This is a genomic window from Pseudoduganella sp. GW821-FHT12E03 (assembly GCF_058807115.1).
The window spans coordinates 1-13,520 of record NZ_JBXAQJ010000009.1; the positions used below are offsets into that span (position 1 = coordinate 1).

General features: G+C 62.0%; 8 protein-coding genes and 1 tRNA gene. 3 read left to right on the plus strand and 6 right to left on the minus strand.

The window, feature by feature from the left end:
• A tRNA-Asn gene (locus AC1RRC_RS22160) sits at positions 1-73 on the minus strand.
• A 32-nt stretch (positions 74-105) separates the two neighbouring features.
• On the minus strand, positions 106-1,308 hold the full coding sequence (locus AC1RRC_RS22165) for an amino acid aminotransferase (protein ID WP_493057702.1): 1,203 nt from the start codon (positions 1,306-1,308) through the stop codon (positions 106-108).
• A 115-nt stretch (positions 1,309-1,423) separates the two neighbouring features.
• On the opposite strand from AC1RRC_RS22165, the gene uvrB reads away from it, so the two are divergent.
• From uvrB to AC1RRC_RS22180, 3 genes are all read left to right on the plus strand, one after another.
• Positions 1,424-3,496 (plus strand): excinuclease ABC subunit UvrB, encoded by a 2,073-nt coding sequence (gene uvrB, locus AC1RRC_RS22170; RefSeq protein WP_493057703.1) that lies wholly within the window; start codon positions 1,424-1,426, stop codon positions 3,494-3,496.
• Between the two features lie 108 nt (positions 3,497-3,604).
• The gene (locus AC1RRC_RS22175; protein ID WP_493057704.1) at positions 3,605-8,479 is read left to right on the plus strand and encodes a two-component regulator propeller domain-containing protein; all 4,875 of its coding nucleotides are present in this window, start codon (positions 3,605-3,607) and stop codon (positions 8,477-8,479) included.
• Positions 8,480-8,641: 162 nt separating this feature from the next.
• Complete coding sequence (locus AC1RRC_RS22180; RefSeq protein WP_493057705.1) at positions 8,642-10,045, plus strand: methyl-accepting chemotaxis protein; 1,404 nt, start codon at positions 8,642-8,644, stop codon at positions 10,043-10,045.
• 9 nt (positions 10,046-10,054) lie between these two features.
• On the opposite strand, the gene AC1RRC_RS22185 is transcribed toward AC1RRC_RS22180, so the two are convergent.
• The 4 genes from AC1RRC_RS22185 to AC1RRC_RS22200 all read right to left on the minus strand — a co-directional run bounded on the left by AC1RRC_RS22185 (position 10,055) and on the right by AC1RRC_RS22200 (position 13,411).
• The gene (locus AC1RRC_RS22185) at positions 10,055-11,725 is read right to left on the minus strand and encodes a rhamnogalacturonan lyase B N-terminal domain-containing protein (protein ID WP_493057706.1); all 1,671 of its coding nucleotides are present in this window, start codon (positions 11,723-11,725) and stop codon (positions 10,055-10,057) included.
• 88 nt (positions 11,726-11,813) lie between these two features.
• Positions 11,814-12,368 (minus strand): hypothetical protein, encoded by a 555-nt coding sequence (locus tag AC1RRC_RS22190; RefSeq protein WP_493057707.1) that lies wholly within the window; start codon positions 12,366-12,368, stop codon positions 11,814-11,816.
• An 89-nt stretch (positions 12,369-12,457) separates the two neighbouring features.
• On the minus strand, positions 12,458-12,811 hold the full coding sequence (locus tag AC1RRC_RS22195; RefSeq protein ID WP_493057708.1) for a hypothetical protein: 354 nt from the start codon (positions 12,809-12,811) through the stop codon (positions 12,458-12,460).
• A 3-nt stretch (positions 12,812-12,814) separates the two neighbouring features.
• Positions 12,815-13,411 (minus strand): MarC family protein, encoded by a 597-nt coding sequence (locus AC1RRC_RS22200; RefSeq protein ID WP_493057709.1) that lies wholly within the window; start codon positions 13,409-13,411, stop codon positions 12,815-12,817.
• Positions 13,412-13,520 lie beyond the last annotated feature (109 nt).

Sequence of the window (13,520 nt, forward strand, 5' to 3'; positions counted from 1 at the left end):
CTCCCCGACCTGGACTCGAACCAGGGACCTGCGGATTAACAGTCCGTCGCTCTACCGACTGAGCTATCAGGGAATTGTCTTCAGAAATATCCGAAGACAGAGATTTTAGAGCACCTTCGCGATGGCGTCAACCACCTTGTCGATGTTCTTCGAGTTCAGGGCCGCCACGCAGATGCGGCCCGTGTCCACGGCGTAGATCGATTCGGCGCGCAGCGCGTCCACTTGCGCCTTGGTCAGGCCCGAGTACGAGAACATGCCGACTTGCTTATTGACGAATTCGAAATCGCGCGATGGCGCTTTTTCTTTCAGTTTCGCCACCAGGGCGCCGCGCATTTCCTTGATACGCACGCGCATCGCGGCCAGTTCGTCTTCCCACAACTGGCGCAGTTCCGGCGTGGTCAGCACGGTCGCCACCACCTTGCCGCCATGGACCGGCGGGTTCGAGTAGTTGGTGCGCACCACGCGCTTCAGTTGCGACAGCAGGCGGGCCGCTTCTTCAGCCGACGACGCCACCACCGACAGCGCGCCCACGCGCTCGCCGTACAGCGAGAACGATTTCGAGAACGAGTTCGAGATCAGCAGCGGGCCGCCGGCGTCCGCGAAGCGGCGCACCACGGCGCCGTCTTCCGCGATGCCAGCGCCGAAGCCCTGGTACGCCATGTCCAGGAATGGAATCAGGCCATTGGCGGTGATGACGGAAATGATCTGGCCCCACTGGTCGGCGTCCAGGTCGGCGCCGGTCGGGTTGTGGCAGCACGCGTGCAGCAGCACCACGGAACCGGACGGCATGGCCTTCAGGTCCGCCAGCATGCCGGCGAAGTTCACGCCCGCGGTGGCTGGATCGTAGTAGGTGTAGTTGTTGACTTTGAAGCCGGCGCTTTCAAACAGGGCACGGTGGTTTTCCCAGCTTGGATCGGAGATGTACACTTGCGCGCCTGGCGCGAAACGCTGCAGGAAGTCGGCGCCGATTTTCAGGGCGCCGGTGCCGCCGATGGCTTGCACGGTGACCGCGCGCTTCTCTTGAATAACTGCGCTGTCGGCGCCAAATACCAGCTCTTGTACCGCCTTGTCGTAGGTCGCCAGACCTTCGATCGGCAGGTAGGTACGGGGAGCGGCTTGTTCAATCAGAATGGCTTCGGCTTTCTGCACGCAGGCGAGCAGCGGCACTTTGCCGTTGTCGTCATAATAGACACCCACGCCCAGGTTGATTTTGGCCGGATTGGTGTCTGCATTGAAGGCCTCGGTGATACCGAGGATGGGGTCGCGCGGCGCCATCTCGATGGCGCTGAAAACGGAAGAAGTCGTCATGATAAGATTGAAGTCAATTGGAAGCGTTTCGCTGCAGAAGGGTGTGCGCCCGAACAAAATCCGGTCTCGCACGCCAACAATCGCATATTCTATCAAAAGTTGAGGTCCCACCACTATGCAAGATTTGCATGGATCCGCAGCATCAGCGGCCACTGTCATCACCTTCCCCGATTCCCCCTACAAGCTGCACCAGCCCTTCCCTCCCGCCGGCGACCAGCCGACTGCGATCGACGGTTTGGTGCAAGGCATTGAAGATGGCTTGTCGTTCCAAACATTGCTGGGGGTAACGGGCTCCGGCAAGACGTACACCATGGCCAACGTCATCGCGCGCAGCGGACGGCCAGCCATCGTGTTCGCACCGAACAAGACGCTGGCGGCCCAGCTGTACAGCGAGTTCAGGGAATTTTTCCCTGAAAACGCGGTGGAATACTTTGTCTCTTACTATGACTACTATCAGCCGGAGGCATATGTGCCCCAGCGCGACTTGTTCATCGAGAAAGATTCCTCGATCAACGAGCACATCGAACAGATGCGGCTGTCGTGCACCAAGTCGCTGATGGAACGGCGCGACGTGGTGATCGTCGCCACCGTGTCGGCGATTTACGGTATCGGTAATCCCAACGAATACCATCAGATGATTCTCACCCTGCGCCAGAAAGACAAGGTGGCGCAGCGCGATGTGATTGCACGCCTGATCCAGATGCAATACACGCGCAATGAAGTCGACTTTGGCCGGGGCACGTTCCGCGTGCGCGGCGACACCATCGATATCTTCCCGGCCGAACACGCGGACCTGGCGGTGCGGCTCGACATGTTCGATGATGAAATTGACTCCATCCAGCTGTTCGATCCGCTGACCGGCAAAGTGAAAACCAAGATTCCCCGTTTCACCGTGTATCCGGGTTCGCACTATGTGACGCCACGCTCGACCGTGCTGCGCGCGATTGAAACCATCAAGGATGAATTGCGCGAGCGGCTGGACTTCTTCCGCCGCGAAAACAAGTTATTGGAAGAACAGCGGCTGGAACAGCGCACCCGTTTCGACCTGGAAATGATGGCGGAAATCGGCTTCACCAAAGGCATTGAAAACTATTCGCGCCATCTGTCCGGCGCGAAAGCCGGCGATCCGCCGCCGACCCTGGTCGATTACCTGCCGAAGGATGCGCTGATGTTCCTCGACGAGTCGCACGTGCTGGTCGGCCAGTTGTCGGCCATGTATAACGGCGACCGTTCCCGTAAAACCAACCTGGTCGATTATGGTTTCCGCCTGCCGTCCGCGCTGGATAACCGCCCGCTGAAATTCGAGGAATTCGAAGGCAAGATGCGGCAAACGATTTTCGTGTCCGCCACGCCTGCCGACTATGAAAAGCAGCACGCGGACAATGTGGTGGAACAGGTGGTGCGTCCGACCGGCCTGGTGGACCCGCAAGTGATCGTGCGCCCCGCCCGCACCCAGGTGGATGACTTGATGTCGGAAATCCAGGATCGGGTCGCGAAGAATGAACGGACGCTGGTCACGACGCTGACCAAGCGCATGGCCGAGCAGTTGACGGAATATTTATCCGATCACGGCATCAAGGTGCGCTACCTGCACTCGGATATTGAAACCGTGGAACGGGTGGAAATCCTGCGCGATCTGCGGATCGGCACGTTCGACGTGGTGGTCGGGATTAACTTGCTGCGCGAAGGCCTGGACTTGCCGGAAGTGTCATTGGTCGCGATCCTCGATGCGGACAAGGAAGGCTTCCTGCGTTCCGAGCGTTCGCTGATCCAGACCATCGGCCGCGCGGCGCGTAACCTGAACGGCGTGGCGCTGCTGTATGCGGACCGGATTACGGATTCGATGGAGCGGGCCATCGGTGAAACCGAACGGCGCCGCGCCAAGCAGATCGCATTCAACGCGGCCAACGGCATCACGCCGCGCGGCGTGCACAAGATCATCAAGGACATGATCGATGGCGTGTACAGCCCGCAAGAGGCGCGCGAAGAACGTGCAGTGGCGGAATCGGCGGCCAAGTACGAATCCATGAGCGAGAAACAGATCAGCAAGGAAATCAAGCGTTTGGAAAAGCTGATGCTCGATCACGCGAAGAACCTGGAATTCGAAAAGGCGGCGCAGGTGCGCGACCAATTGCACAAGCTCAAGGAGCAACTGTTTGGCGCACCGGGAGCGGATGTGATTTCCTGACCCGGCCTGAAATTGTTGCGTTTCAGCTAAGGTATTAGAGTGGGAGTATTTTTGATTTCAAATAATCAACTATACTGAAATGCTCATCCACTCTCGGCCTGCCTTGAAATGCCTTCCTTCCTCCGCCTGGGCGCCGTGGCCATCCTCGGCCTGGCTTGCGTGTCGGCGCTGTCGGCCGCGCCGGACGCTGCGCCATCGGCAGCGCCGCTGGCGCGCTGGGCGCAACTGGCGCCGCCTTTGTTTCAGCATATCTTGCCGCAAGCCGGCATGCCCAACCCCATCATCATGGCGCTGGCGCAGGATCGCGAAGGCTATGTGTGGGTGGGCACCCAGGGCGGCCTGGGGCGCTGGGACGGCTACCGCTTCCGCAACTATCTGAATATTCCCGGCGATCCCCATTCGCTGCCGGACAACCCCATCAACACGCTCCACGCCGACGCCGCAGGACACCTGTGGATCGGCATGAGCAGCGGCGGACTGGCGCGTTACGACCGCGCGCACGACCGCTTTGTCAGCTTCCGCGCGGGCGGCGCGGGACTGTCCGCCGACTGGGTCACCTCCCTGGCCGATGATGGCGAGGGCGGCCTGTGGGTCGGCACCAACGGCGGACTGGACCGACTTCCCGCCAAGGCCGAACCAGGCCGCGGCGCCATCGTCCACTACCGGCAAGCGGACGGCTTGCCCTCCGACGGCGTGCGCGCGCTGCACCGCGACGCGGCCGGTACCGTCTGGGTTGGCACCACCAATGGCCTGGCGCGCTGGGATCCGCACGGTAAACGCTTCACCACGGTCGCGCTCCCCGGCGCCAGCGGCGAAGCCGTCACGGTGTCGAGCCTGTTCGGCGCCAGCGACGGGCGGCTCTGGATCGGCACCCATGCACATGGCGCCATGGTGCTCGATCCCAAAACCGGTGCCATCAAAACCATCCCGGCGCCGCGCAATATTCCCGCCCTGGGAGAGTCGCGCCCCGGCGAAATTTGGCTCAGCAGCTACGCCGATGGCTTGATTGCGGTCGATACCGCCACGCTGCGCACGCACACCATCCGCCACGATCCCTACTCGCAAGACAGCCTGATCAACAATAATGTGCGCGCCATGCTGCGCGACAGCGCCGGCGTATTGTGGCTCGCCACCGACAGCGGCATCAGCCGCCAGTATTCCGGCTGGGCCACCGCCTCCGTCGGGCAAAGCCAGCGCATCCCCGCACTGGAAGTGCTCTCGGTCATGACCAGCGCGACCGGACAAGTCTGGCTGGGAACGCTGGGCGGCGCCATCCATATCCTGGAACCGCACAGTGGAATGATCACCAGCTTGCCGAGCGGACCGGACGGGACGGCAGCCGCCTTGCCCGAGGCCGGCATTACCAGCATGGTTCCTCTTGCCAACGGCGACATCGCGGTGGGCACCACTTCCGGCCTGTACCGCACCGATCGCAGCGGCAAAACAGTGGCGCATGTCCCCGTGCCGGGCCTGAGTTCCAAGGAAGATATCCGGGTGCTGGACCTGATCGGCGAGACGCTGTGGGTCGGCACCAAGAACAATGGCTTGCATGCGGTTTCCCTCCCCGCATCCCGCTCCGTGACCAGCGCCAAGTCTGTGCGCATACAGGGCCTGGCGAGTTCCTACGTCACGGTCGTCATGCATGGCATGGGCGACTCGTTGTGGGCGGGGACGAATAACGGTTTGCATCGCATCGATAGCCGCAGCGGCGCGGTGGTGGAAACGATCAAGGCCTTGGCCAATGGCTGGGTAACGGCACTGGCGCTGGATGGCCAGGGGCGGCTGTGGATCGGCAGCTTCGGCGGCATCGACATCTTGCTGGGCCGCTCAAACGATGGCACGCCACGCTTCCACCGGCTGGGCGCGGCCCAGGGCTTACCCAACCTCAACATCAGCAAACTGCTGCCCGACCGCCAGGGGTATATCTGGGCCAGCACCGATGACGGCATCGCCCGCATCGATCCCGCCACCTTCGCCATCGACGCGCTCAAGCGTGCCGACGGTGTGGCCTATCCTGGCTACTGGAACAATTCAGGCGCGGTCACGCCCGAGGGCGAACTGCTGTTTGGCGGTACCGCCGGTTTGACGATCATCGCGCCGGAACGCTTGCAGCCGTGGCGCCAGCGTCCGCCCGTGGTGGCGGCCGATGTACGGGTGGGCGGCAAGCCGGTGCCGGCCAACGGGCCGCTGACCGTCACGCCCGACGCCAACAGCTTCGCCGTCGAATTCTCGGCGCTCGACTTCAGTGCGCCGGAACTGAACCGTTACGCCTACCGCCTGGAAGGTTTTGACAAGGACTGGATCGTCACGGACGCCAGCCGGCGCCTGGCCTCGTACACCAACTTGGCGCCGGGTCATTACACCTTGCAGGTACGGGGCAGCAACCGCGCCGGCGTCTGGACAGAACAGGTGCTGGCCATCGAGGTCGACGTCTTGCCCGCCTGGTACCAAACCTGGTGGTTCCGCGGCGCCATGGCGCTGCTGTTCGGCGGCACCCTGTACGGCGCCTACCGCTGGCGCATGCGCCAGGTGGCCGCGCTGCATGAAGCCTTCGAAACGGAAATCGCGGCCCGTACGGCGGAAGTGGTCCAGCAAAAAGTGGCGGCCGATGAGCGCAGCGCCGAACTGGCCACCGTCAACCAGGTGGCGCAGCACTTGGCCAGCAAGCTGGACTTCGATGGCTTGATCGCGGCGGTGGGCAACCAAGTGCGCGACGTCTTCGATGCCGACATTGCCTATGTCGCCCTGCTCGACCGCGCCAGCGGCTGGATCCACTTCCCCTACGTGCATGCCGAGGATGAAACACCGCTGCGCCACGGCGACGGCGTCACCAGCGCCATCATCGACAGCGAACAAAGCCTGCTCGTTGCCGGCAATGGCGAAGCGCGCCGCAGTGGCCCCGGCGCCGCGATGGTGGGACGCGAAGTGTGCTCTTACCTTGGCGTCCCCATCATGGCTGGCGGCGTCGCCCAGGGGGTCGTGTCGGTGCAAAGCATCCGGCAAGACCGCGCCTATCACGCCAACGACCAGCGCTTGCTGGAAACCATCGCCGCCCATATCGGCGTGGCGCTGCAAAATGCCTTGCTGTTCAAGGAAGCGCAAGCGGCGCGCGGCAAGGCCGAGGAAGCGACCCAGGCCAAATCCATGTTCCTGGCCAATATGAGCCACGAAATCCGTACGCCGATGAATGCGGTGATCGGCTTGTCGCACCTGGCGCTGGACACGGACCTGTCGCCCAAGCAGCGCGACTATGTGCAAAAGATTCATAACGCCGGCAATTCGCTGCTGGGCATCATCAACGACATCCTGGATTCGTCAAAAATCGAAGCCGGCAAGCTCGATATCAACCTCGCCGACTTCGACCTGGACGACGCGCTGGCCCACGTGGCCGCCATCACCGGCGGGCGCGCCGTGGACAAGGGGTTGACCTGCCATGTTGACGTGCCCGCCGAGGTGCCGCGCGGCTTGCACGGCGATGCGCTGCGGCTGGGGCAGGTCTTGATCAACCTGCTCAACAACGCGATCAAGTTCACCGCCCATGGTGAAGTCGCGCTGGCGGTCCGCGTGCTGGAATCGGATCCGATATCGGCCCCGACGCCGCGCCGTACGCGCTTGCAGTTCACCGTGCGTGACACGGGCATCGGCATGACGGCGGAACAGCTGGGCAAACTGTTCCAGGCATTCACGCAGGCCGATGGTTCCACCACGCGCAAATTCGGCGGCACCGGCCTGGGGTTGAGCATCTCGAAAAACCTGGTCGAACTGATGGGCGGCGCCATCCGCGCCGAAAGCACACCAGGCGTCGGCAGCGTCTTTGTGTTCGACCTGTGGTTCGGCCTGTCGCTCACGCAGTCGTTCGATTCTGCACCGCAGGCGTCGCAAGCAACGTCATCCCGGCGCGTCGCGCAGCAGCAGCACGCCGCGGGACACATCCCCCGCTTCGAGGGCGTCCGCATCTTGCTGACCGAAGACAACGACATCAACCAGCAAATCGCCATTGAATTGCTGACCCGCTGCAACATCGAAGTCGACGTGGCGGCCAATGGACGGCTGGCCCTGGAATGTTTGTACGCGCACGCGCCCGATTATTACCAGCTGGTCTTCATGGATTTGCAGATGCCGGAAATGGATGGTCACGCCGCCACCATGCGCATCCGCACCGATGCCAGCTACGCCGCCCTACCGGTCATCGCCATGACGGCCAGCGCCATGTATGAAGAGCGCCAGCGCTGCAAGGATGAAGGGTTTAACGACCATATCAGCAAGCCGCTGATTCCGGCCGATCTCTACCGCATGCTGGCGCAGCGCCTGTCCGCTTTCCTGAGCGAGGACCAGCCGTTGCCGGGTGGCGCCGGCCATGCTCCGGGTTTGCCGGCGGTACTGCCGGGCATAGACCTGTTCCGCGCGCGCGCCAGTGTCGACGGCAACGAAGCCTTGCTGTTCAAGCTGCTGCGGAGTTTCGCCGAAGGCCAGCGCGATACGGCACACCGCATCGACACGGCGCTGAAGCAGCAGGATGTCGCCAGCGCGGAACGCCACGCCCATACCTTGCGCGGCTTGGCCGGCAGCCTGGGCGCGCTGCGGACAGAAGAGCTGGCCGACGATATTGAAACAGCGATGCAAAGCCCGGCGACGATGGCGGCGGTGGCGGGATACCTGGATGGGCTAGGCCGGGAACTGGCAAGGGTGTGCGACGGTATCGCCGCGTGGATCCCGCCAGAACAGGCGGCCATGGCAAACAGCCCCGGCCGGCCGCACATGGCCTGGCAAGCCGACCTGCAAGAGCTGGCAGCGCTGATGCTTGGCATGGATAGCGACGCCGTCGATTGCTTCGCCAGCCACCGCGATGAATTCACGGCGAGCTTTGGCGTCGATGACACCAGGACGATACAACGCTTCCTGGACAAATATGACTTCGACGGCGCATACGCGGCCCTGTCATCGGTTGCCGGCAAATACGCGCTGGACCTGGCACAGGAATGAGGGACAACGCCAAGGGAAAATAGTCGACCAAAAACCAGCGGCAATATCCTGTGAGTAAAAAAATACGGTTAAGATAGCAAGCTCCTGGCCCAGTCCCCGCCACCTTTATTTGCCTCCCCGTCCCTGCGGCTGATGTTTTTTACTTCCATGTGAAAGCACACCATGAACGACGAAGTGATGCGGCATTTGCACATCAGCAAAGCGAATACTTTCCTGCGGATAGTCCTCTGGCTGATGCTGGCGCTCTCCCTGTGCCTGGCCCAATGGCACCAGACATGGAGCGCAGCACTGTGGGTCGGCCTTCCCTGTGCACTGATCCCCACCATGATGATGGCCCGGCTGCCGTACGCGCTGGCGACGCGCCTGTGCGTTAGCGCCGCATTGATGCTGCTGGTCGCCCTGACGATCTTCCAGGCCCGCGGCATGACGGAGACCCACTTCGGCGTCTTTGTCATGTTATCGCTGCTGCTGTTTTACCAGGACTGGCGCGTCATCGTCACCGGCGGCGCGGTGATTGCGGTACACCACCTGTTGTTCAACTTTCTGCAACAAGCGGGATATGGCGACATCTGCTTCACGGAGCCCGGCATAGGCATCACCCTCGTGCACGCGGTGTACGTGGTGGTGGAGTGCGCCGCGTTGTCTTACCTGGCGATGTTGCTGCGCAATGAAAGCGCTGCCGCCACCCTGAGTCAATGGCGCCTGCAGAGCAACGTCAACCATATGAGCACGACGGTGGAGCAGTCGCAGCAAGGCATCAGCGCCATCAATGACGCCGCGATTGAAATCGCCAATGGCAATGCCGACCTGTCCGCGCGCACCGAATCCCAGGCGGCCAGCCTGGAAGAAACCCTCAGCACGATGGCAGATCTGACGGCCACCGTGCAGCAAAATTCCATGCGTTCGCGTGAAGCCAACCAGCTGGTGACGTCGGCCTCGGCCATTGCCGACAGCGGCGGCCAGATGGTGTCGGAGGTGGTCAGCACCATGGGGTCAATCCGGGAAAGTTCACGCCGCATCGTCGACATCATTGGCGTCATCGACGGCATCGCGTTCCAGACCAATATCCTGGCGCTGAACGCCGCCGTCGAAGCCGCACGGGCCGGCGAACAGGGTCGCGGATTTGCAGTGGTGGCCAGCGAAGTGCGCAACCTGGCCCAGCGCAGTGCGACGGCGGCTAAAGAGATCAAGGACTTGATCAAGGACTCGGTCGATAAAATTGAAACCGGCGGCAAGCTGGTCGATGCGACCGGCGAAACCATGGCGCAACTGGTGACATCGGTGCAGCAAGCGGCCGTCATCATGAACGAGATCAATGAAGCCAGCCAGACGCAAAGCGCCGGCATCGCGCAAGTCAACCAGGCCATCCATACGATGGATGAGACCACGCAGCAAAACGCCGCGCTGGTGGAGCAGGCGGCGGCCGCGGCGGAAAGCATGCGCGAACATACGGCACAGCTGGTAACGCTGCTGGCATCCTTAAGCCAGGAACCGCAGGGTCATGAGCGTGGCGAGGGGCGCCGCCTCCGCCACACTGCGGACCGGCACCTCAGCCTGGCGAGCTGAGCGTTTGGGTCATGGGTTTTTGATCAGATCCACTGCGTCATACGCATACCCCGGGCTCAGGTACAGGGTGCCGGAACTGCCGCTGGCCGGCGCCAGGGTCAGGATGTTCTGCCCCACCACCAGTTGCTCGACCGGAATCGTGTACGAGAACATCGCGTTGTTGCCGCGATAGGTGCCCACGGTCAGGCTGCGGCTGTTGGGCTGCGATGAAGCGGCCGGCACGGCGGAGGTCCAGCCATTGACCGTCACTTGCGGCCGCGCGCTGGCATAAGCGGCGGTGATGCCGACCCGCAATGTATAAGTGGAACTGGCGGAGATTTGTGACTTGGTGAGATTGAATCGCACATTCACGCTGCCATTCACATTCTTCCATTGATAGGCGGGAAAACCGGTCGCGGGCGACGAGGTGCCGACGATGTAGTCAGCCGGGGTCCAATAGGCCATGCGCACATCGGATGGATGCATGGCGTTGAGCTTGTCGCCATTGAGGAATTCCTTCGGCGTGCCATCCCAGTTCCCGATACGCCACAACGCGGTTTTCGCGGACGGGTCGTTGGCGATCGTGATGGTGTTCAACGCCAGGGTATTACCCGCGCTGACGGTCACGCTGCGGGAATCGACCGCCAGTTCATTCTTGTAGACCGTCATCGTGTACGTGCCGGGCAGCATGCCGGTCTTGTTGATGTAACCGGTGGCGGCATCGGCGGCGGCCCAGTATTGCGCGGTGCTATTGGCAAATCCCACCGTGTACGGATAAGCCGTGTCGCGCCCGCCGAGGCCGACCAGTGCCACACCGCCCCGCCCTGCCGCTCCGACATAGCCGGTCAGGCCCAGGTTCGCCACCCAGTCCATGTTCGGCATGGAGGGCGTGGCGCCATTGGTGAACACCAGCGCATACGGACCATGGAAGCCCATGCGGAACGCTTCGGTTTGCTCATGGCCCGAATTCAGGTAGTTGTACAGCTCCGTGTCGCCATCGTTGGTGGTGCTGGCGCTCTGGTTCTGGATATCGCGGAAGAACGGGCCGCCGGAACTGCCTTCGCGGTTATCGAACGCCATGAAGACGCCGACATTGCTGCCAGAGATACCGCGCAAGCCATATTCAATCGAGCGCTGGTTGCCGTAATACTTGGAGCGGGTTTCGCCATTGGCCAGGCCAAACACGTCGGAACTTTCAATCGCGCCGGTGGTGTTGGACAGGTTCGATTCCGGCGGCACATTGGTCAACACCGCCGCCTTCATGCGCGTAATCCAGCGGAACTCGCCGACCGACGGTTCGGCCATGATGTAGGTGCCCATCACGATATTGTTCTGGTTACGGCGCGCCAGGTAGTAATGGGTGCAGGAACCCGTTTGCACGGTGATCTTGATCGTGTCGGTGTCCACCTGCTGGGCATCGACCGTGACGGCGGTGACGCCGGAGTACAGGCCGCTGAAGCCGCTGGCGATATGGCTGCCCTTGGTCTGGCCTTGCAGTTCGACGCCGTTGTAATTGAGGCTGGAAATGTCGCCGATACCGGCGCGGCTGATCTTCACGCGCTGGACTTTGAAGACCAGCCCGGCGCCGGTGTCGACCGTGTAATCGTTGGTGGTGGTGCTCAGGCCGAAGGCGGCCTGGACGTTGAGGGATAAGGCCGACAGTGCAAAACCGGCCAGCGTGACGAGGGTTTTCTTATGCATCGCGTCTCCATGTAGTGATCACCGCCATTTACCCGGGCGGCAAACCAGCATAGAGGGGACGCGATTCGGGTTGGACTCGACTTTGTGATTATTGCAATGGCGGGTTCTGGAAGGCGATGCGGTTTTTTTCGTAGGGCCGTTTGCTGTGGTGGCCGAACACGCGCAGGTTTTCCTTGTTGTCCGCATTCGATTGCGCACGTTTCAGGCGGCGCCCCAGCGCCGGATCGTCCGGCAGCCGGCCGGTGGGCAGGAACACGTCGCGCCGCACGCTGGCGTGGGCATCGGCGCCACGGGCAATCAAGGTCAAGGTGCGGCTGGCCGGATCGAAATACAGGCGCAGCGCATCGGTGTTCATGTCTTGCAGGTACACGCCGCCGTCGCGCGCCTGCGCATAGTAGTAATCGCTGCAGGCGGCTTTCGGCTCGCGTTTCCACTCACAGGCCAGCAGGATCAGCGCATGCCGCTCATCGAGCTGGCGGATGGAGATGTGGGCTTGGGTATAGATCCAGTTGCCGGCTGGCGCGGTGGTGGACGATTCCAGTGTGTATTCGCCTTCGAGTTGCTGGAGTGGCGTTTGCGCTGCCGTGGTTGCACAGCAACCCAACACGGCCCAGGCCGCGATCATGCGTTTGAATAGCGTCATGGAGGACCTGGCCAGGAAGTGGAGACCGGGGGATTTTAAGCAATTCATGGAACCGCGTCCGCACGCTTCAGCCGATTCCCTGAACTGGATTACTCCGGCAACACCGGCATCAACAGCCTGAGCGCAATCACCGCGATTGCCAGCAATCCCCAGGCCACCACGGTACTTTTCCCGGCACGTTTAACACGGTCAAGCATATGAAATTTGAGATAGGCGACGACGACGGCCATCGCGCAAACGACGTAGACCTCAACCAGATTCGACAGACTCTGCGCCCCCAGTCCGGCAAAGACGAGCGCGCCCCACAGCGCCATGCCGGCAAGCGGCAAGAATAAAACCGAGACGCCTTGCTTTTTATGCTGGTCGGCTTTGCACCATCCAGGGTAAATCAACGCCATGGGGAGCAGAAATATCGCGAGCAGGAACAGCAGCAGCTTGGCCACGGATCACAGAGTCTTCACAAATTCCCGGACACCACCGAGCAGCATCTCGATCGACATCGCCGCCAGGATCAAGCCCATCAGGCGCTCAAACGCCGTCATCACTTGCGGCCCCAGCACTTTCTGCAAGCGCTCGGCGCCGAGGAATACGGCCAGCCACACGACCACGACGGCGCCCAGCGCCGCCACGTGAATCACCACTTCGCCCGTGCTTTCGCGGGAGAACAGCAGCACCGTAGCCAATGCGGACGGGCCGGCCAAGGCGGGAATCGCCAGCGGCACGATGAACGGTTCACCGCCTTCATTGCGGCCCAGCACCCCATCCGGGTGCGGGAAGATCATGCGGATCGCAATCAGCATCAGGATCACCGCGCCGGCAATCCGCAGCGACGCTTCCGACAGGCTCAACGCTTTCAGGAAATGGCTGCCGAAGAACATGAACACCAGCAGCACGAAGAAGGCGATCAGGCATTCGCGCACCACGATCTTGGGGCGGCGCGCCGGCGGCACTGTGGCCAGTGCTGTCGCAAATAGGGGCACATTCCCGAACGGATCGGTCACCAGCAACAACAGGATGAAGGTCTGGAAGAAATCTTGGGTCATGAAGGGTGGCTTTCAACGAATGATACAGTCTACACCACGGGTATGTCCCAGAGGAATCAATTGCACTCGACAATGTCGTTGAAGGGGTAAGCAGCGGGTGCCCGCTGCC